At 69.2% G+C, this 17420-nt stretch carries 19 protein-coding genes and 1 pseudogene; 9 read left to right on the forward strand and 11 right to left on the reverse strand.

Features of this window, described 5'->3' with window-relative positions; translation table 11 throughout:
* The 5 genes and pseudogenes from ACZ6DL_RS22700 (at position 1) to ACZ6DL_RS22720 (ending at position 4458) form a co-directional block, all read left to right on the forward strand.
* A complete protein-coding gene (locus tag ACZ6DL_RS22700; protein WP_466053929.1) occupies positions 1 to 966 on the forward strand; it encodes a sigma-70 family RNA polymerase sigma factor in 966 nt (321 codons plus the stop codon).
* Positions 967 to 1049: 83 nt separating this feature from the next.
* Positions 1050 to 1685 (forward strand): lipoyl(octanoyl) transferase LipB, encoded by a 636-nt coding sequence (gene lipB, locus ACZ6DL_RS22705; RefSeq protein WP_466053931.1) that lies wholly within the window; start codon positions 1050 to 1052, stop codon positions 1683 to 1685.
* Between the two features lie 113 nt (positions 1686 to 1798).
* Positions 1799 to 2165, forward strand: a pseudogene (locus tag ACZ6DL_RS22710) (FAD-dependent oxidoreductase); the annotation flags it as partial.
* Between the two features lie 719 nt (positions 2166 to 2884).
* Positions 2885 to 3820 (forward strand): DUF5996 family protein, encoded by a 936-nt coding sequence (locus ACZ6DL_RS22715; RefSeq protein WP_466054323.1) that lies wholly within the window; start codon positions 2885 to 2887, stop codon positions 3818 to 3820.
* A 395-nt stretch (positions 3821 to 4215) separates the two neighbouring features.
* Entirely contained in the window at positions 4216 to 4458 is a 243-nt protein-coding gene (locus tag ACZ6DL_RS22720; protein WP_157114064.1) for a hypothetical protein, read from the forward strand.
* An 80-nt stretch (positions 4459 to 4538) separates the two neighbouring features.
* Here the strand turns inward: ACZ6DL_RS22720 and ACZ6DL_RS22725 are convergent, their stop codons facing one another.
* Positions 4539 to 5090, reverse strand: a complete 552-nt coding sequence (locus ACZ6DL_RS22725) for a dihydrofolate reductase family protein (RefSeq protein ID WP_466053934.1) — start codon at positions 5088 to 5090, stop codon at positions 4539 to 4541.
* Positions 5091 to 5444: 354 nt separating this feature from the next.
* On the reverse strand, positions 5445 to 5726 hold the full coding sequence (locus ACZ6DL_RS22730; RefSeq protein ID WP_040866379.1) for a hypothetical protein: 282 nt from the start codon (positions 5724 to 5726) through the stop codon (positions 5445 to 5447).
* A gap of 378 nt (positions 5727 to 6104) precedes the next feature.
* Between ACZ6DL_RS22730 and ACZ6DL_RS22735 the strand changes: the two genes are divergently transcribed.
* Entirely contained in the window at positions 6105 to 6260 is a 156-nt protein-coding gene (locus tag ACZ6DL_RS22735; protein ID WP_466053936.1) for a hypothetical protein, read from the forward strand.
* Positions 6261 to 6323: 63 nt separating this feature from the next.
* Here ACZ6DL_RS22735 and ACZ6DL_RS22740 read toward each other — a convergent pair whose 3' ends face one another.
* From ACZ6DL_RS22740 to ACZ6DL_RS22775, 8 genes are read right to left on the reverse strand one after another with little or no spacing between them, the layout of a single operon-like run.
* The gene (locus ACZ6DL_RS22740; protein ID WP_466053937.1) at positions 6324 to 7265 is read right to left on the reverse strand and encodes an ABC transporter substrate-binding protein; all 942 of its coding nucleotides are present in this window, start codon (positions 7263 to 7265) and stop codon (positions 6324 to 6326) included.
* A gap of 32 nt (positions 7266 to 7297) precedes the next feature.
* Entirely contained in the window at positions 7298 to 8005 is a 708-nt protein-coding gene (locus ACZ6DL_RS22745; RefSeq protein WP_466053939.1) for a class II aldolase/adducin family protein, read from the reverse strand.
* A 13-nt stretch (positions 8006 to 8018) separates the two neighbouring features.
* Positions 8019 to 9188 (reverse strand): LLM class flavin-dependent oxidoreductase, encoded by a 1170-nt coding sequence (locus ACZ6DL_RS22750; protein ID WP_396985055.1) that lies wholly within the window; start codon positions 9186 to 9188, stop codon positions 8019 to 8021.
* Positions 9185 to 10285: an LLM class flavin-dependent oxidoreductase gene (locus ACZ6DL_RS22755; protein ID WP_466053942.1), complete on the reverse strand. Its 1101-nt coding sequence runs from the start codon at positions 10283 to 10285 to the stop codon at positions 9185 to 9187. Before ACZ6DL_RS22755 ends, ACZ6DL_RS22750 begins: the two co-directional genes overlap by 4 nt.
* Positions 10282 to 11307, reverse strand: a complete 1026-nt coding sequence (locus tag ACZ6DL_RS22760; RefSeq protein WP_466053944.1) for an ABC transporter substrate-binding protein — start codon at positions 11305 to 11307, stop codon at positions 10282 to 10284. The genes ACZ6DL_RS22755 and ACZ6DL_RS22760 overlap by 4 nt, the downstream gene beginning before the upstream one ends.
* The gene (locus tag ACZ6DL_RS22765) at positions 11304 to 12083 is read right to left on the reverse strand and encodes an ABC transporter ATP-binding protein (protein ID WP_466053946.1); all 780 of its coding nucleotides are present in this window, start codon (positions 12081 to 12083) and stop codon (positions 11304 to 11306) included. Before ACZ6DL_RS22765 ends, ACZ6DL_RS22760 begins: the two co-directional genes overlap by 4 nt.
* Entirely contained in the window at positions 12080 to 12919 is an 840-nt protein-coding gene (locus tag ACZ6DL_RS22770; RefSeq protein WP_466053948.1) for an ABC transporter permease, read from the reverse strand. The genes ACZ6DL_RS22765 and ACZ6DL_RS22770 overlap by 4 nt, the downstream gene beginning before the upstream one ends.
* Before the next feature lies 1 nt (position 12920).
* A complete protein-coding gene (locus ACZ6DL_RS22775) occupies positions 12921 to 13955 on the reverse strand; it encodes an NrtA/SsuA/CpmA family ABC transporter substrate-binding protein (RefSeq protein ID WP_466053950.1) in 1035 nt (344 codons plus the stop codon).
* 256 nt (positions 13956 to 14211) lie between these two features.
* On the opposite strand from ACZ6DL_RS22775, the gene ACZ6DL_RS22780 reads away from it, so the two are divergent.
* From ACZ6DL_RS22780 to ACZ6DL_RS22790, 3 genes are all read left to right on the forward strand, one after another.
* A complete protein-coding gene (locus ACZ6DL_RS22780) occupies positions 14212 to 14958 on the forward strand; it encodes an IclR family transcriptional regulator (protein WP_466053952.1) in 747 nt (248 codons plus the stop codon).
* 154 nt (positions 14959 to 15112) lie between these two features.
* Positions 15113 to 15940 (forward strand): SAM-dependent methyltransferase, encoded by an 828-nt coding sequence (locus ACZ6DL_RS22785; protein ID WP_466053954.1) that lies wholly within the window; start codon positions 15113 to 15115, stop codon positions 15938 to 15940.
* Positions 15941 to 16015: 75 nt separating this feature from the next.
* The gene (locus ACZ6DL_RS22790; RefSeq protein WP_391468457.1) at positions 16016 to 16369 is read left to right on the forward strand and encodes a hypothetical protein; all 354 of its coding nucleotides are present in this window, start codon (positions 16016 to 16018) and stop codon (positions 16367 to 16369) included.
* Here ACZ6DL_RS22790 and ACZ6DL_RS22795 read toward each other — a convergent pair whose 3' ends face one another.
* On the reverse strand, positions 16370 to 17386 hold the full coding sequence (locus ACZ6DL_RS22795) for an NADP-dependent oxidoreductase (protein ID WP_466053955.1): 1017 nt from the start codon (positions 17384 to 17386) through the stop codon (positions 16370 to 16372).
* Between the last annotated feature and the right edge of the window lie 34 nt (positions 17387 to 17420).

Consider the following 17420-nt stretch of genomic DNA (forward strand, 5'->3'; position numbering starts at 1 on the left):
ATGACCATCGGCGCCGATTTCGCGGCCGAGACCATGACCTATCGGCCGGAGCTGCTCGCACACTGCTACCGCATGCTCGGGTCCGTCCACGACGCCGAGGACCTGGTGCAGGAAACCCTGTTGCGGGCCTGGCGGGCCGCCGACCGGTTCGACGCGCGGCGCGCTTCGCTGCGCACGTGGCTGTACCGCATCGCCACCAACGCCTGCCTGACCGCGCTCGAACAGCGCGGCAGGCGGGCGTTGCCCACCGACCTGACCGAACCGGCCGCGACCGTCCGGCCCCGGCCGGTCCGGCATCCCGAAATCTCCTGGCTGGAACCGATTCCCGATGCCCTGCTCGGCAACTCGGCCGATGACCCGGCGACCGTGGTGGCCGCGCGCAGCGGCATCCGCCTCGCCTTCATCGCCGCGCTGCAATACCTGCCCGCCCGCCAGCGCGCGGTGCTCCTCCTGCGCGACGTGCTCGCCTGGTCCGCCGCGGAGGTCGCCGATCTGCTCGACACCTCCCCCGCCGCGGTCAACAGCGCGCTGCAACGCGCCCGCGCCCAGCTCGACAAGGCCGCACCCATGATCGATCGGATGTCCGAATCCCTCAGCCCCGGTGAGCGCGCGATGATCGATCGCTACGTCACCGCCTTCGGCAACGGCGATATGGACGAACTCGGCAAGCTCCTGCGCGACGACGTGGTGCTCGAGATGCCACCCGCCCTGGTCTGGTTCGCCGGCCGCGCCCACGTGGTCGCCTTCTTCGCACACAAGGCGAACCAGGACGGCGACACCTGGCGGGCCGTGCCGACCGCCGCCAACACCCAGCCCGCCGTCGCCTACTACCTGCGCGACGCGGACGGGACCCACCGCGCGCACTCCATCCACGTTCTCACCACGACCGAGACCGCCATCGAACGCATCACCGTCTTCCTCGGCGAGGAGTTGTTCCGGCCCTTCGGCCTGCCGCCGACACTGTGACGGAGGTTGCGGTGTGTGGCCGCCGAGATGGACATCCGAAGGCGGCGAACTTCCCCTGCGCGGGAGAGCGTTATCGTCGGAGCATGCGATCCAGGCCGCTGACGTTGATCCAGGACGACCTCGTCGACTACGACAAGGCCATGGAGCGCATGGGTGAACTGGTCGACCAACGCCACAGCGGTGCGCGGCCGGATACCTTGTGGCTGCTGAGCCACCCGCCGGTCTACACCATCGGACGCAGAACGCCGCAGGACCACCTGCCCGACCCGGCCCATGACATCCCGGTCGTGCAGACCACGCGCGGGGGCCAGCTCACCTATCACGGCCCCGGTCAACTGGTCGGCTATCTCATCGTCCGGCTCGATCCCGGCGAAGGAGTGGTCGATTACATCCGCGAGGTCGAGTTCCGCCTGATCGAGGCACTCGGCCTGCTGGGCATTGCCGCGGAACGCCGCGATACCCCGGCCGGCTCCGAGCTGCTCACGGGCGTGTGGACCAGGCACACCGGCCGCAAGATCGTCTCCATCGGCATGCGCCAGAGCCGCGGGATCACCAGTCACGGCTTCGCGCTCAACGTCAACGGTGACCTCGAACCCTGGCACTGGGCGGTTGCCTGCGGGCTCCCCGAGGTCGACATGACCTCCGTGGCACGCGAATCCGGGACGGCCACCATGGAACAGGTGCGCCCGATCGTCGCCACCGCCTTCGAGGCGAACTGAACGTCGGCGTCGACGAACGACCCTATAGTCCGCGTGGCGCCGGCGCTCGCTCTGCGCCGCACGAACGCTGAGCAGTGCTCCGCGCGGCCGACGCCGGAGGTGACAACACTTGCCTGAACCGCGAACAGTCGCAGACAGCGACCGCCGCCGAGCACCGGACGCAACCACTATGCGTGCAGCGCCTGCGCGGCGGGTTGACCATCGGCGACACCCACGCGCACACCGAGCCGTTCGCGTTCGACGTGCACGAGGCCCCCTACGAGCACCTCACGTGCGTGACCGAGGAGTTACTGGGCCGCGAACTACCGCCGGTCGTGCGGCGGTGGGCAGGCGTGTGCAGCCAGAGTATCGACCCCGGCGTCCCGGGTTGTCCGCGCACGAGTCGACCGCCACGTCTGGGTGATCACCGGGGCCGGCGATCGTGGCACGGCCCTCGGGCCCCTCCTCGGCGAGGAGACCGCCGATCTGCTCGAGCCCTGAGGAATACACACCCAGGACAGCGAGTTCCGCCCCGCGTGCGACACTCGCACCGATCCCTCGACCAGATCCCGTTTTCGCGCAAGGACACCCGAGCTTCCTGTCCGCGACATTATGCGTTACCAGACGTATCCCAAACCTCGGTGATAGTGGTGCTGTCACACCACAGAATCCGCGCGCCGATTCGCGCCGTTCGCCCTGGGCGGGAAGAATGCTCGCAATTGCGAAATCAATTGTCCGCCTTTGCATAACGTGCCCTATGGAGCGGACGGGGATGACTGGAGAAATAGCGGTGGTACTGCTGTGGGTGGCGATCGTCGCCATCGTCGTAATTCTTCTCGGCGGTGCGGCCGCGGCTATGGTGTGGGATCCGAATTCCCGTCGGCGAGCCCGGGCAACCGGAAAGGGCGCCGCGCTGCCGGTGGCGAGCATGCCATCGCCGCACGACAGTTGGCCCCGCCGACCTTGAGGCGCAGCCGTCGGCCGCGGAGCCACTCCTCGCTCCGAGTCATCGAACTCGGAGCCACACCCCGAACGTTGCCAGACAGTTGCCATTCTCAGCGCATGTCGGGCTGCCCGGTGCGTTACCAGCAGGTACGGTGACGATCAAAACGCTGCGCCGCGCCTTCATGGGCGTCCGCGCACGGCACTGGCACCGAGAATCCCGAAAAGACGGAGGTGTGGCAGTGACAGGCTCCGAGACCACCCCTGGGCCGTGGCCGATGTTGCGCGTCGATGATTGGACGCCCACGCGCGAGACGCTGCACATGTGGACGCAGATCGTCGGCAAGATCAGGCTCTCGCACGCTCCGCTGGTCAACCACTGGTGGCAGGTCACCTTCTACCTCAGCCCGAGGGGGCTGACCACCTCCGCCGTGCCGCACCCGACAGGGTGTTTCGATATCGAATTCGACTTCCTCGATCATCGGCTGCACATCCGGTCCAGTGACGGCCGAACCCGGCATATCGCGCTCGAACCGAAGCCGGTAGCGGCTTTCTACGGCGAAGTCGTCACCGCGCTCGACGAACTCGGCATTCCGGTACGAATCCAAGCCAAGCCGAACGAGGTCGAGCCCGCCATTCCGTTCGCCGAGGACTACGAGCACCGCTCCTACGACGCCGCGGCCGCCACCTTGTTCTGGCGGCAATTGCTCGCCGCCGATCGCGTCATGCACCAGTTCCGCTCCCGCTTCATCGGCAAGGTGAGCCCGGTGCACTTCTTCTGGGGCGCGATGGATCTGGCGTGCACCAGATTCTCCGGCCGATCCGCTCCGCGGCATCCGGGTGGCGCTCCCAACTGCGGCGACTGGGTCATGGTCGAGGGCTACTCGCACGAACTGAGCAGTTGTGGCTTCTGGCCGGGCGGCGGCGCGGAAGGCGCCTTCTACGCCTACGCGTACCCGGAGCCCGAGGGGTTCGCCGACTACCGGGTCGGTCCACGAGAGGCCTTCTACAGCCAGGACTATCGCCAATTCCTCCTGCCGTACGAGGCAGTGCGCACGGCCGAAGCGCCGGAGCGGGCGCTGCTCGAGTTCCTCGACACGACGTATGCCGCCGCCGCCGACCTCGGCCATTGGGACCGCGCCGCCCTGGAGGCCGACCCGGAGCGCTGGCAGCACAAGCGCCGGGCGCACGGCATGGACGGTTCACGACCGTGACCGCCTGCCGCGAAAGGTGCGCGATCGGACCGTCACACCCCACCGATCCGTCGGCAGTGGCGCGCGTTCTGCGCGTCGGTAAGCCTCGCGACTCGGGCACGGGACTTCGCGCCGATCGATAGAGCGCGGCAGAACCTCCGTCGTATCCGCATAGCTTCGGCGGCCCGGCGGCAGGCGCAGTAGACCCTGAAGACCTGATGAACGGCACGATGCTCAGGTCAAGCCGTCTAACCACAGGTCATCACGCCTGGTCACCACCGAAAACCGCACCCTGCCGGGGGAAAAGCTTCCCAGCATTGGTGAAGTTACCTACTGGCGGTCCACCGATCAATGTATCGTTATATGACGGCACGTTAATCGACGGGATGAATCTTATGCACAACACGAGCAAGCGCGTGACAGTGCGTCGAGTGGTGGCCTCGGCGCTGATCGGCGGGGCGGTCATCACGGCGGCGGCAGTCGCTTCGCCCGAGTCCTCGGTAACCACCACAGCGGATCGGTACTCGCACAACCCGGCCGACAAGCGCGGTTCCGGGGTGGGTGAGCGCGCCCGCAGCAGCAACCACGGTGGATACCAGGGACGCAACGAGCGCCCGTGCCAGTACACCCCCGAGGGTTACTGCACCGGAGGGCGCTGACATATCCGGCTCCGCTCGCCACACCCGGCGGCGAGCCGGATCGCCCGGGCGGCCCGCAAGGGCCGCCCTTCCGCGTTTCATCAGGCCTCGGCGGGGCCGTATCCGAGGTGGACGACGCCGTTGGCGTAGACCTCGTGCTCCTCGAGTGCCAGTTCGGTCGCGTCGACACCCTCGCCCCACAGGCGCTTGCCCTTGCCGAGCGCGATCGGATAGACGAACAGGTGCAGGTCGTCGACCAGCCCGTCCGCGAGCAGCGCCCGCACCAGCGTGCCGCTGCCGCTGACGTAGATGCTGCCGTCGACCTCGTTCTTGAGGTCGCGGATGATCTCGGGGTCGTAGGCGCCGAGGCGAATGCTGTTGGCCCATTCCACCTGCGGCTCCCGCGCCCCGACGACGTACTTCGTCGTGTCGTTGAAGAACGGCGCGCCCGGATCGTCCTCGACGGTGCGGGTCGACCAGGCCGGGGCGAACATCTCGAACGTGGTGCGGCCCAGCAGGATCGCTTTGGATGCCGAGGTGATCGCGCCGAGGGTCTCCCCCATCTTCGGGTCGAACCCGTATTCGAAGGTCCAGGACGGATCCTCGTATACCCCGTCGAGTGCGATGAACTCGTGAACTGCGATGGTGCCCATGGTGTTTCCTTTACTCCAGTGCGGCCGTCGTCGCCGGGCGCGGCCGGTGCCGCTGTCGAGTACGTCACGGCCGGGCTCCGCGTTACGGGTTTGTCTACGGTCGGGCCGTCACCTTCGAGACGGACCCGGTTCGCGGTTGCTTTCTACCGCACCGACGGCGTCTCGGCTCGCGCCGCGCGCGATGCGCATGTTCCACCACCCCGGCTGGCCGAGTGCGGCATCGCACGGTCTCGTCCTCCGAGCGGGCCGCGGTGGTCGCCTTTTCAGGACACATTCGACGATCGTCGCCACCGAAATGCGAGCGCCGGCCCGACTGTCGACGTCGGGCCGGCGCGTCACGAGTCCGGGGCCGTGTCAGCCGATGATCGAGTTCATGATCGTGCCCGCGCTGGTGGCCACCGCGCCCCCGGCCATCGCGCTGGCGACCATCTTCGGCGACTGGAGGCTGCCGCCGTTCCATTTCTCCCACGCGAACCGGCCGCCGCCGTAGGTGATCGCCGTGATCCCGGACAGCTGGACCAGCCAGGTGAAATAGCGGCCCATCTGCATCAGTTTGTCCGCGAGCGGCGGCTCTTCCGCGGTCGGATTTTCGAACTGCTGCGCGATCACGGTGTCGTGCAGCGCGGCCAGAATCATGCTCACGTTCGTGCTCCTTTTCGCATGCCGAGGTGATGCCGGAGACAGATTCGAGAGAAAGAGCTGCGCTACCGAGGAATTCGGCGCGCCACGGGCACTGCGACGCTCACGGCCGCCGATCCGGCGGTCCCGTGTCGTGGTCGTGTCCTGTTTTCCGGTGGTTCGCCGGGAAACTCGTGACAAGATCGATTAGATCGTATTGCGAAGGTGTATTCCCCGCGACACACCGTCATCGGCATGATTCAACTCACAGCCTCCGGTCGTGCCGGACGACGCTGCGACCTCTACGATTTCACTGAGTGCAGGGGCTGACATGATGTCGGTGCAGTGCGGCGCCGAACCTTCCGCTGAGATCACCGTGACCGCGGGGAGGGCACAATGCACACCGCTTTCTTGATTCCACTGTTCATCACGCTGTTGATCGTCACCGCGACGGCCGTCGTCGCCGGTTACGCCACCGTTGTCGCGGCCTATTGGTTCGAGCTGCGCTCCACCGAAAGACACGGCGGACGGTCGAATATCTCATCGCGCTGACATTTCCTCGGACACGCCGAACGGGCCGGGGTCGCTCCGACACCCGGCCCGCCGTTCGTCCGATCAGACCGTTACGCCGGATTTCGCGGTGACCGTCTCGCCGATCCACGGCAGCACGGCGTCCCGGACCCGGACCGTGCTCGGCAGCAGGCCGTTGGCGGCCAGCAGATCGGCCGCGTGCTGCTGCTCGTCCAGGAATTCCTCAGAGACGGGCTGGACACCGAAGGGCCTGCCGCGCAGAGCGGCTTCCCACGCGTCGAGGCTCGTGGTCCCACCACGGGCCACCACGTCGTCCACGAAATACTGAGCGGCCGCGCGCGGGTTCTCCCGGATCCACGCGTCCGACTGCTGCAAGGCGGTGATGATCGCCGTCAGCGCCGCGCGGTTGCCTTCGGCGAAGTCCCGCCGGGTGAACCACAGCGAGGGGTGACTGAACAGCGACTCGGTGTCCACGAGCGTGCGCAGGTCGGCGGCCGCCTCGATCGCGGCGAGACCCGGATACGCGCCGACCCAGGCGTCCAGGTCGCCACGCAGCAGCGCCGCGCCGCCGTCGTGCACGTCGATGTCCACCGGTTCGATGTCCTTCCACGCCAGGCCCGCGCGGTCCAGCGCGAGCAGCGCGAGGGTGGTCTGCCAGGAACCGTGTGCGATCCCGATCCGCTTGCCCTTCAGAGCCAGCACCGTCTCGATGCCGGAATCGGCTTCGGTAACCAAGCGGCCGTTCTCCACCCGGGGTCCGGAGATGCCGACGTAGACGATGTCGCGTCCGTTGGCGAGCGCGGTCAACGGGGGCGTGAAGCCGGTGCCGATGAAGTCGTAGCCGCCGTCGAACAGATGATCGGAGTGCAGCGACGGCAGTCCCGTCCTCGGGTCCACCGGCGCCGGGCGCGGCAGCTCGCGCAGGTCGACCCATTCCACCTCGGGCAGCAGATGCTCCAGGATGCCGCGGTGGCGCAGGACGAACAGGGAATTGTTGTGCGGGAAGTAGCCGACACGAATGGTCATGATCGTTCCTCGGGTTCGCTGGATGGGGACGGTCAGATCAGGCCGCGGCGGCGGGCCTCGTCGGCGAGGCCGGTGCGGCTCCACTGCACCGCGAGGTTGGACGGATCGAATTCGACCGAGCCGCCCAAGGTTTCGGCGATCGCCTGGTACTGCGCACCCTCCTCGAGCAGCACGACGAACTTCGCCAGCTCGAGCAGTCCCGAGCGACCGAGGACGTTCGCTCCGCCGTTGGCCTCGAAGATCGCGACCAGATCGGGATCCTCGACCAGCTTGGACAGGATGAAATCGCCCGCGCCGACGCTGCGGTCGATGTGCGGCGGAATGGCCCTGGACAGGGTGAGCCGCTGGGCGGCCGCGTAGCGGATCGGCAGCGTTCGATGGGTCTGCGCCCACCCGCCCAGCCACGGGGTGTGGATGTGCACCACGGAGGTGATCTCCGGATGCGCGCGGAACACCTTCGCGTAGCCGGTGACGAATCCGGCGGAGCCGGTCCCCGACAGCACCTCACCGTCGAAGGTGGCGACCACCGGCGCGACGGTACGGCCCTCGGCCCACGGCCCCGGTTCGTTCAGGGCGACGGCGATCTCCTCGCCGGGCACGCGCTCCACGAAATTGACGGTGCCGTTGCCGGAAACGGTGCCGGTCTCCCGGAACACCCGGAATGCCTTCTCGGCGTCGCGGGCCGCGGCGGCGACGAAGGTGGTGACGGACTCCGGCAGCCGGGTCTCGGTGGTGGTCATGGTTTCTCCTGAATCATCGGGCGGGGGAAAGGGAGGCCGCGCCGGCGGACGCGGTGAGCCGGGATCGGCCGAGCAGTGGGAGCACCTCTTCGCCGACGCGATAGGCCTCCTCCAGGTGGGGATTGCCCGCGAGGATGAACGCGTCGACGCCGAGAGCGATCAGCTCGTCGAGCCGCTGCGCCACCTGCTCGTAGCTGCCGACCAGGCCGAATGCCGGACCGCCGCGGATCAGGCTGAATCCGCACCAGACGTTGGGCTGCACTTCCAGGTCGCGGTATCCGGTGATGGTCTCCGGCACCCAGCCCTGGATGCGGGCGGCGCCGACCGAGTCGCCCTTGGCGGCCCGCTCGGCCGCACCGCGGTCGACGAAAGCCCAGCCCTTCTCGATCTCCGCCCAGGCCGCCTCCTCGGTGTGCCTGGCCAGGATGTCGATGCGGACGGCGAATTTCGGTGTGCGTCCGATAGTTCCGGCGTGCGCGCGCACGCCGTCGAACTTGGCGCGCAGATCGGCGAACGGCTCCAGCCAGGACAGGTAGTAGTCGGCATGCGTGCCCGCGGCCCGCACCGCCGCGGCCGAGGATCCGGAGAAGTACACCTCGGGAAACGGCTGTCCGGCGATGCCCGGCGCGAGGGCGGCGCCCTCGGTCCGGAAGAACCGGCCCTCGTGGTCGTAGGGATCGCCGTCCCACACGCCACGCAGCACGTCGAGGAACTCGCTGGTGCGGGCGTAGCGATCGTCGTGCGAGACCTTGTCGCCCCACCACAGCTGGGCGGGCCCGCCGCCCCCGCTGATGATGTTGTAGACGAGCCTGCCACCGGTCGCGCGCTGCAAGCTCGCCGACATCCGCGCAGCCTGCACCGGGTGCAGGAAGCCGGGCTGGAAGGCGACCATGAAACGGTAGGTGGTGGTTTCCGCGGCCAGTGCCGCCGCGACCGCCCACGGGTCGTCGGTCACCGGGAACGAGGGCAGCAGGCCGCCGAGGAATCCGGCCGATTCGGAAGCCTTCGCCACCGCCGCCATATGGTCGATGTAGCCGTAGCCGTCGAGTTCGCCGCCGCGGATGGCGGGTGCGATATTGCCCGGCCCGTAACCGTTGGCGTGGCCGCGGTTGTAGCGGCGCGGCGTGCGCAGCGACGCGTGATCGCCCTCCATGCCGATGCGCCAGTAGATGTCGATGGTCATGCGGTTGCCTCCTGCTCGGTCAGCGTGCGGCCGACCGGGTCGGCGAGGAACAACAGGTGCTCGCCCGCGCGATGCAGTTCCTCGATGTGCGGGTGCCCGGCGAGCACCACGCTGTCGACGCCTGCCTCGGTGTAGGACGACAGACGGTGCGCGACCTGCGTGTAACTGCCGACGAGTCCGATGGTCGCGGAGTATCCGAGGCCGGCGAACCCCGCCCAGCGGCCGTCGCCGAGATCGTGTTCCCGTGCGTCCGGCCCGTCCGGGTGCACCTCGCGCCACAGACGTTCGGCGCGAGCCCATGCCTCGTCCTCGGTTTCCCGCGCGATGACCGGCAGCTCCAGCCCGGCGCGCACCGTGCGTCCCGCCGCCGTCGCGCGCTCGCGCAAGGCGGCGATCGCGGTGCCGACACCCGCCTCGGTCTCGGTGAAGACGTGCACGTCCCCGTGCTCGGCCGACAGCTCGAGCGCGGCGGCGCAATCGCCGGTCAGGTAGACCGTCGGGAACGGCAGTCCCGACAGGATGCCGCGGAAGCCGCCGTCGATCACGTCGTAATGCGTTCCGGCGTAGTGGAACCCGGTGCCCGCGAAGCCCGCCGAGGGAACCGCGGTCTCGTTCCAGACGCCGCGTGCGACGGTGAGGAACTCCGCGGCCCTGGCGTAGCGGTCGTCTCCGGTGACGCGATCGCCGCGTGCCCGCGCGTCGGCGGGATCGGTGTCCACGGCCAGCTGCCAGGCCAGTCGGCCGCCCGAAATGCGTTGCAGGGTGGCCGAGATCTTCGCCGCGTAAACCGGAGTGCCGAACGCGGGCTGGAATTCGACCACCACGCGGGAGTACCGGGTGCCGCGCAGCGCGCCGCCCGCCACGATCCACGATTCCTCGCCGGCGGGGTCGTAGGGCGCGAGTACCCCGTCCAGCCCGGCAAGTTCGGCGGCATCGATGATCTGCGCGAGGTCGTCGAACGGACCGAAGCGTCCCGGGCGCAGGTCGGTCGCGGGCGTCACCGGCGCGGGGCCGCCGAATCCGCCGCGATTGCGCTGTTCGGGACGGGTGTGGCGACCGTCGCCCCGGGAGGGCAAGCGCCACAGGAACTCGGTCATGCGGGGACCTTCCCGGATGCGACGAGTTCCTGGGCCCGGGACAGCGGCTCGTAGGCGACCCAGGAGTCCAGGTCGAAGTCGGCGGCGAGGAAACCGTGCGCGTAGAGGAACTGCTTCTGCACGCCGATCAGCTCGATCCGTTCGTCCGAGAGCGAGGGGTGCAGGCCGCGGTGGAAGTTCGCGCCGTACGCCGCGACGACGCCCTCCGGGCCGGACAGTGTTTCCCGCTGGAGCACATCCCGGACCCCTGGCAGGTTGCCCGCGGCCCAGTCGGCCGCACGCAGGCTCTGCGCGAGGAATTCCACGACCACTTCCGGACGCGCTTCCAGCAGGTCCGAGTGCACGGTGATCGGGCGTGGCGTCCCGTTGTTCACCCGGAAGCGTTTCGCCTCGGTGGCGTCCAGGTCCACCGCGACGCGCAGGCCGTGTTCGCGCGCGACTTCCTGGGCGCGAGCGCCCTTGACGTAGATGGCGTCCACCTCGCCGCGCAGCAACTCCGCCACACCCCAGGTGACCACCCGGCGATTCGCCTGGATCTCCGTGCGCACCTGCGGGTTGCGCTCCACCCCGATCTCGACGAGGCGCACGTCGGCGAGGGTGTGGCCGCCGAGCCGCAGGGCGTTCGCGAAACCGTGCAGGGCCATCGCTCGGGGGAAGCTGCGCGCCTGGTCCTGCGCCCACGCCGGGATGCCGACGCGCAGACCGGCCAGCTCGGCGGCGCCGCCGACGGTGGACTCCGGCCCGACCAGAATGGCTTGCGCCTCGTCGATCCAGGTCAATCCGATCAAGCGGGTCGGCGAGCCCTGGGCGCGCGCCGCCAAGGCCGGAACATTGCCGCCCTCCCGGATCAGCCCGGACAGGTCGTGCAGGAAGTGGTGCCCGGCCAGCTCCGGACCCGCGTCCTGGAGGACGCCGAACTCCAGCCCGGCTCGCGCCGCGGCGTCTCCGAGCCAGCCGAGGCTGTGCGCGAGCCCGCTCGCGGTGGGCACCGGGCAGCGGGTGTACCAGAGGGTGTCGGTCATGAGGCACTCCTTGGAGCGGGCGGGGTGCGACCCACGCCGAGCTGACTGAGGAAAAGGGATTGATAACGCAAGATTTCGGGGTCGGCGCGGTCGCGCGGGCGGGCCACGTCGATGCCGACGTCCACGGCGAAGCGGCCCTTGTCCAGGATCAGCACGCGGTCGGCCAGGCGGATCGCCTCGTCGACGTCGTGGGTCACCATGAGCACCGCGGGCCGGTGCCGGGCGACCAGGTCGCCGACCAGGTCCTGCATCTGCAGGCGGGTCAGCGCGTCCAGCGCCGCGAAAGGCTCGTCGAGCAGCAGCAGTTCGGGGTCGCGCACGAGCGCACGGGCCAGCGCCGCGCGCTGCGCCTCGCCACCGGAGAGAGTGGCGGGCCACTGCCTGGCCTTGCCGTCGAGGTTGACCTCGGCCAGGGCGCGCAGCCCGGCTTCGCGGTTGCCCCGGGAACGGCGCTGCCCGACGATGACGTTCGCCAGCACCCGTTTCGAGGGGATCAGCCGCGGCTCCTGGTAGACGGTGGTGCGCCGTCCGGGGACGAGCACCTCCCCCGCGTCGGGCGCTTCGAGTCCGGTGAGCAGGCGCAGCAGCGTGGTCTTGCCGGTGCCGCTGGGCCCGAGCAGGACGACGAACTCGCCGCGCCGGATGGTCAGGTCGACGCCGTCGAGCACGGTCTTGTCGCCGAACGACTTGCGCAGGCCGGTGATCGAAACGGCGACCGGTTCGGCCACCGCGGGCGCGGTGGTCACCTCGGCTCCCGGTTCGGTGACGGCGGTCATCGGATCGCCACCTGTGCGCGCCAGGGCATCGCGAAGCGCTCCGCCAACCGCACCAGCCCGTCGAAGATCAAGCCGAGCAGCGCGTACAGCACAACGCACAGCACCATGTAGTCCGTGCGGTTGTACTCCTGCGCCAGGGTGACCAGGTAGCCCACGCCTTCCCTGGTGCCGACCTGCTCGGCCGCGATGAGACCGGTGATGCTGATCGACAGGCAGACCCGCAGCGCCATCAGCACGCCGGGCAGGGCCGAGGGCAGAACGACCTCGAGCACCAGCCGCGAGCCGGTCAGCCCGAAACTCCGTGCCGCCTCGACCATCTTGCGATCGACGTTGCGCACCCCGAGGTAGGTGTAGGCGTACATCGGGGCCACCGTCGCGACGGCGATGAGCAGCACCTTGTACAGCTCATCGATGCCGAACCAGGCGATGAACAGCGGCACCAGCGCGAGGAACGGCACCGCGCGCAGAATCTGCATCGTCGAATCGACCAGCTCCTCACCGAGACTCGACAGCCCCGACACCAGGCCGAGCGTCAGCCCGATGGCCACGCCGATGCCGACACCGAAGGCGGCGCGCACGAACGATGCCAGCGCGAAGTCGAGCAGCTGTCCGGTGCCGAGCAACTCGGTGAAGGCCGTCCACACCGCGGGCGGGCCCGCGAGCACGCGCTCGGAGAGCGCTCCGGTCGCGGAGCCCACCCACCAGCCGCCGACGATCAGCCCGGGGAGAAGGAACCGCAACGGCACCGAAAGCCATGTGGGCCTGCGCTTTCCCGCGCGGCTACGGGGCGGGGCGAGCGCGGTGGGCACCAGCCCCGCCGCGGCGATCACCGCCATCTCAGCTGCCCGCCTGGATCGCGGCCAACTGCTCGGGCGTCAGCTTGGACTTCAGGTCGTAGAAGATGTCGGCGGCGGTGATCCTGCGGGTGATCACGCCGTTGCCGAAGAAGGTGTTCACCACGTCGGCCAAGGCGGTGGCGTCCGCCTCGTTCGGCAGGTGCGGCGCCGTGGCCTCACCGCCCACCCGGTAGGCGTCGGTCAGCCGCGCGCCCGACAGCGCGCGCGGGCCGGTCTTCTCGAAGACGTTCTCGAATTCGGCCGGGTTGGCCCGCTGCTTCGCCGTGAGATCCTGCAGGACGTCGAGATACCTCGCCGCCACGTCCGGGCGCTGATCGAGCACCTCGGTGCGGAACACGACGACCGTGTTGTCGTTGGAGCCGATACTCTTCTCCGTAGCGATCTCGACCCCGCCGTTGGCCTTGGCCTCCTGGTAGGGCACCAGGAACGACGCCCAGCCGTCCACCTTGCCGGTCGCGAACGCCGAGGCGGCGTCCTTCTGCTGCAAGGGCACCCGCGTCACCTTGTCGGCCGGGACGCCCGCCTGCGCGAGCGCCTTGAGCAGGATGTATTCGCCCTTGGCCGCGGGATTAACCGCGACGCGCTTGCCGACCAGGTCGGCGACCGAACGCACGCCCGACTCCGGAGTCACGATGATGCCGCTCTGGTCCTTGCCCGCCGGATCCTGCACGGCGACGATCCGCACGCCGACATCCTTGGACAGCGCGCCGACGACCGGGCTGAACGCCGCACCGGAAACGTCGAGTTCCTTGGTGTTGAACAATTTCAGGTTGGAGCTGAAGCCGGGGGTGATGGTGACCCACTCGATCTTCGCGCCCAGCGGCGCCAGCGCCGCGTCGAAGGTGCCGTCGCGCTTGCCGACCGCCAGCGGGCCGGAGTTCCCCGGGTCGGCGACTTTGAGCACGAAGGAGGCGCCTGCGCCGGTGTCGCCGCCGGTGTCCGAACCACACGCGGCGACGAGTGCGACGAGGGGAACGATCGCGAGCGCGATGCGCATGAGGGCTTGCCGCCACATCGTGAGGACTCCTTGTCCGAATTGTCGATCAATGCCCTCGCAGAGTAGGGACGGCGGCGCCGGGTCACGAGGTAATGCTTTCCGAGGATCGGAAAGCTTGACATATCGAACTCTCTCCCCTTTTCCGCTCCGAACTGCTGCGAGTCGACTTCTGGCGGAGCGATCGCGACGTAGTCTGCGTCATCATCGCGGTAGCTTTCCAAATATCGGAAAGGACAAACCTTCTCACCCACAGTGTTGTGTTACCGTCGGATCCGTGGAACCCTCCGGCGTGCAGACCGTCGCCCGCGCCCTCTCGGTCCTGGACTGCTTCCGCGACGGCCGGGAGCGCGGCGTCTCGGAAGTGGCGCGGCAGCAGGGTCTCGCGGTCAGCACCACGCACCGGCTGCTGGCCACGCTCGTGCAGGCGGGCTTCCTGGAGAAGAACACCGAATCCAGCCGGTATCGCATGGGCGGCGCCCTCGCGGAGTGGGGGCAGATCGCCTACCGCCAGCACCGGATCTATCTCGCCGAGCCGTATCTCGAACAGCTCGCGGGCACCACCGGAGCCAGTTGCTCGGTCGCCACCCGCCACGGAATCCACGCCGTGCTACTCGGCACCAGCCGGTGGCGGGAGACCGACGGGCACGAACTACAGGGCGTACGGCTACCTCTGCACGCCAGCGCCCTCGGCAAGGCCCTGCTCGCCTGGTCGGAAACCACCGACGAGCAGTTGCGCGAACTTCCCTACGACGAGGGAACCGAGCGCTCGGTGTCCGGGCCCGGCGAGCTGCGCGCCGAACTGACCACCGCGCGGGAGCGCGGATACGCCTACAACGACGAGGAACTCGATCCCGGCTTCCGCACCATCGGCCTGCCCATCCTCGATCCCGCGGGCCACTGCCGGTTCGCACTCGGCCTGCGCGGGCCGACGACGCTGATGATCCCCGCACGCGTGCCGTTCTTCGTCGAGCTCGCGAAGGTCACCGCACAGGAGATCGCGGCCAGGTTCGCCGCCGCCTAGGTTCGCGAAAATAGGACGATCCGGTCGAAAAATCACCTGCCGCAGGTGCGCCACCCTATTGTTGACGCGTAATCGATAGCGCGAGGTCGTCGTTCGGGAGGCGGCAGCGGTGCCGCGCCGGGCACGGTCCGGCGTCGCCCGGGAAAGGAGTCGCATGACGAACGGTCACGCGCGGGTGCGCGCCGGGTCGTCGCCCAAGCTCGTTACCAGCCTCGCCCACGAGGCGCGGGTCTACGACTACTGGCTCGGCGGCAAGGACAACTACCCCGCCGATCGCGCCCTCGGCGACACGATCGCCATGCACATCCCGGCCATCCGCGACATGGCCCGCGCCAATCGCGCGTTCCTCGGCCGCGCGGTGCGCCACCTGGCCGGCGAGGCCGGCATCGATCAATTCCTCGACATCGGCGCCGGCCTGCCCACCGCGGGCAACACGCACGAGGTGGCCCAGCGGATCGATCCGGCCGCACGCGTGGTCTACGTCGACAACGACCCGCTCGTGCTCGCCCACGCCCGGGCCCTGATGGCGAGCACACCGCAGGGCAGGATCGAATTCCTCGACGCCGATCTGCGCGATCCGAGCGCCGTCCTGGACGCGCCCGTCCTGGCCGATACCTTCGACCCGGACCGGCCCATCGCGATCTTGCTGGTCGCGATCATGATGTTCTTCCGCGACAGCGACGATCCGCACGGTATCGTCGGCCGGCTGCTGGAGGCGGCGCCGTCCGGCAGCTATCTGGTGCTCACCCATTCCACCGGTGATTTCGACCGGCGGGCCATGGCGCGCGCGGCGGCCGCCGCCGAGCAGGCCGGCATCGCCTTCCGCCCGCGCAGCCGCGACGAGGTCGAATCCTTCTTCGCCGGAACCGCACTCGTCGAGCCGGGCGTCGTCGCGGTCGACGCCTGGCGGCCGGACTCGGATGCCGCTCCGGCCGGGGCACGGTCCGCTTGGTACTGGGCGGGCGTCGGGCGCAAACCCTGAGCGGCGTTTGAGCCGCCGCCGCGCGGCAATCACCTCGGAGGTATCCGGCGGCCGCGGACGGGTGAGGCGGTGGACATGGTCGACGACGTCGAGAAGCGCTGGCGCGATCCCCGCGGGTTCCGCCGCGCGGCGACCTACGTCGCCTCGGTGCTCGCCACCGCCGCGCTGGTCTTCCTGCTGAGCCTGCTGTGGGCCGCCCAGCGCGAGTGCGCGGACGCGGACCGGCTGTTGTGTGACAGCACCGCCCAGGTCGCCGTGGTACTCGGGCCCGCGGTGGTTCTGCTGATCGGCGGCATCGGCGCGTTCGTCGAAACCTACGTGCAGTGGCGCCGCGGCCGGACCTGGCCCATCTGGCAGGGCGCGGGCTGGTTCCTGTTCATCCTGATGCTGGTCTATCTCAGCATCGGCGGCGGCGCGGCGGCACGCTGATCAGTCGGCGACCCGCACGACCACCTTGCCGAAGTTGCGGCCCTCCAGCATCCCGATGAACGCCTCGGGAGCGGCGGCCAAGCCGGTCACGACATCCTCGAGGTAGCGCACGCGCCCCTCGGCGACCCACTCTCCCATCTCACGCAGGAAATCCGGGTACAGCTCGCGGACGAATTCGGTCTGGATGAATCCGCGCACCGTGAGGCTCTTGGTCAGGATGCGGCCGTAGTAGGCGGGCAGCCGGTCCGGGCCGTCCGGCGCTCCTGCCGCGTTGTAGTTGGCGATCAGCCCGCAGACGGGCACGCGCGCGTAGGTGTTCAGCAGCGGATAGACCGCGTCGGCCACCGCACCGCCGACGTTCTCGAAATACACGTCGATGCCGTCGGGGACCGCCGCCGTCAGCTGCTCGGCGAAATCGGGGGCGCGGTGGTCGAGCGCGACGTCGAAGCCGAGTTCGTTCAGGTAGGAGACCTTGCGCGGGCCACCCGCGATGCCCACCGTGCGGGCGCCACCGATCTTGGCGATCTGGCCGACGGCCGAGCCCACCGGACCGGTGGCCGCGGCGACCACGAGCGTCTCACCCGGCTGCGGTTTGCCGATCTTGCGCAGTCCCGCGTAGGCGGTGAATCCCGGCATGCCGAGCACACCGAGGGCGGTCGAGACCGGAGCCTTCGCCGGGTCGAGCCTGCGGACATCGCGCGCGGGGGCGACATCGTGGGTTTGCCAGCCCGAATAGGCCAGCACCACATCGCCTTTCGCCATCGATGAGTCGCGCGATTCGAGTACTTCGGCCACGGTCGCGCCGACCATCACCGCGCCGATCTCCACCGGCGCGGCATACGACTCGGCCGCACTCATCCGGCCGCGCATGTACGGGTCCAGCGACAGGTACCGGGTGCGCAGCAGGACTTCACCCTCGGCCGGAGCGGGGAGCTGCGCGGTCTCGGTCCGGAAATTCTCCGCGGTGGGCGCACCCACCGGCCGGGAGGCAAGCACGATTCGCGTCGACTCGACCATCCGCCCACCCTAACCGCAAGCGCGGGCGCCGGAC

The organism is Nocardia sp. NPDC041819 (assembly GCF_055590505.1).

Coding starts and splice junctions, on each gene's coding strand:
- ACZ6DL_RS22785 (WP_466053954.1), top strand. CDS start 15,113: ATGACGAACGGTCACGCGCGGGTGCGCGCCGGGTCGTCGCCCAAGCTC.
- ACZ6DL_RS22775 (WP_466053950.1), bottom strand. CDS start 13,955: ATGTGGCGGCAAGCCCTCATGCGCATCGCGCTCGCGATCGTTCCCCTC.
- ACZ6DL_RS22750 (WP_396985055.1), bottom strand. CDS start 9,188: ATGACCATCGACATCTACTGGCGCATCGGCATGGAGGGCGATCACGCG.
- ACZ6DL_RS22795 (WP_466053955.1), bottom strand. CDS start 17,386: ATGGTCGAGTCGACGCGAATCGTGCTTGCCTCCCGGCCGGTGGGTGCG.
- ACZ6DL_RS22715 (WP_466054323.1), top strand. CDS start 2,885: ATGTTGCGCGTCGATGATTGGACGCCCACGCGCGAGACGCTGCACATG.
- ACZ6DL_RS22725 (WP_466053934.1), bottom strand. CDS start 5,090: ATGGGCACCATCGCAGTTCACGAGTTCATCGCACTCGACGGGGTATAC.
- ACZ6DL_RS22730 (WP_040866379.1), bottom strand. CDS start 5,726: ATGATTCTGGCCGCGCTGCACGACACCGTGATCGCGCAGCAGTTCGAA.
- ACZ6DL_RS22770 (WP_466053948.1), bottom strand. CDS start 12,919: ATGGCGGTGATCGCCGCGGCGGGGCTGGTGCCCACCGCGCTCGCCCCG.
- lipB (WP_466053931.1), top strand. CDS start 1,050: ATGCGATCCAGGCCGCTGACGTTGATCCAGGACGACCTCGTCGACTAC.
- ACZ6DL_RS22760 (WP_466053944.1), bottom strand. CDS start 11,307: ATGACCGACACCCTCTGGTACACCCGCTGCCCGGTGCCCACCGCGAGC.
- ACZ6DL_RS22735 (WP_466053936.1), top strand. CDS start 6,105: ATGCACACCGCTTTCTTGATTCCACTGTTCATCACGCTGTTGATCGTC.
- ACZ6DL_RS22700 (WP_466053929.1), top strand. CDS start 1: ATGACCATCGGCGCCGATTTCGCGGCCGAGACCATGACCTATCGGCCG.
- ACZ6DL_RS22740 (WP_466053937.1), bottom strand. CDS start 7,265: ATGACCATTCGTGTCGGCTACTTCCCGCACAACAATTCCCTGTTCGTC.
- ACZ6DL_RS22790 (WP_391468457.1), top strand. CDS start 16,016: ATGGTCGACGACGTCGAGAAGCGCTGGCGCGATCCCCGCGGGTTCCGC.
- ACZ6DL_RS22745 (WP_466053939.1), bottom strand. CDS start 8,005: ATGACCACCACCGAGACCCGGCTGCCGGAGTCCGTCACCACCTTCGTC.
- ACZ6DL_RS22755 (WP_466053942.1), bottom strand. CDS start 10,285: ATGACCGAGTTCCTGTGGCGCTTGCCCTCCCGGGGCGACGGTCGCCAC.
- ACZ6DL_RS22765 (WP_466053946.1), bottom strand. CDS start 12,083: ATGACCGCCGTCACCGAACCGGGAGCCGAGGTGACCACCGCGCCCGCG.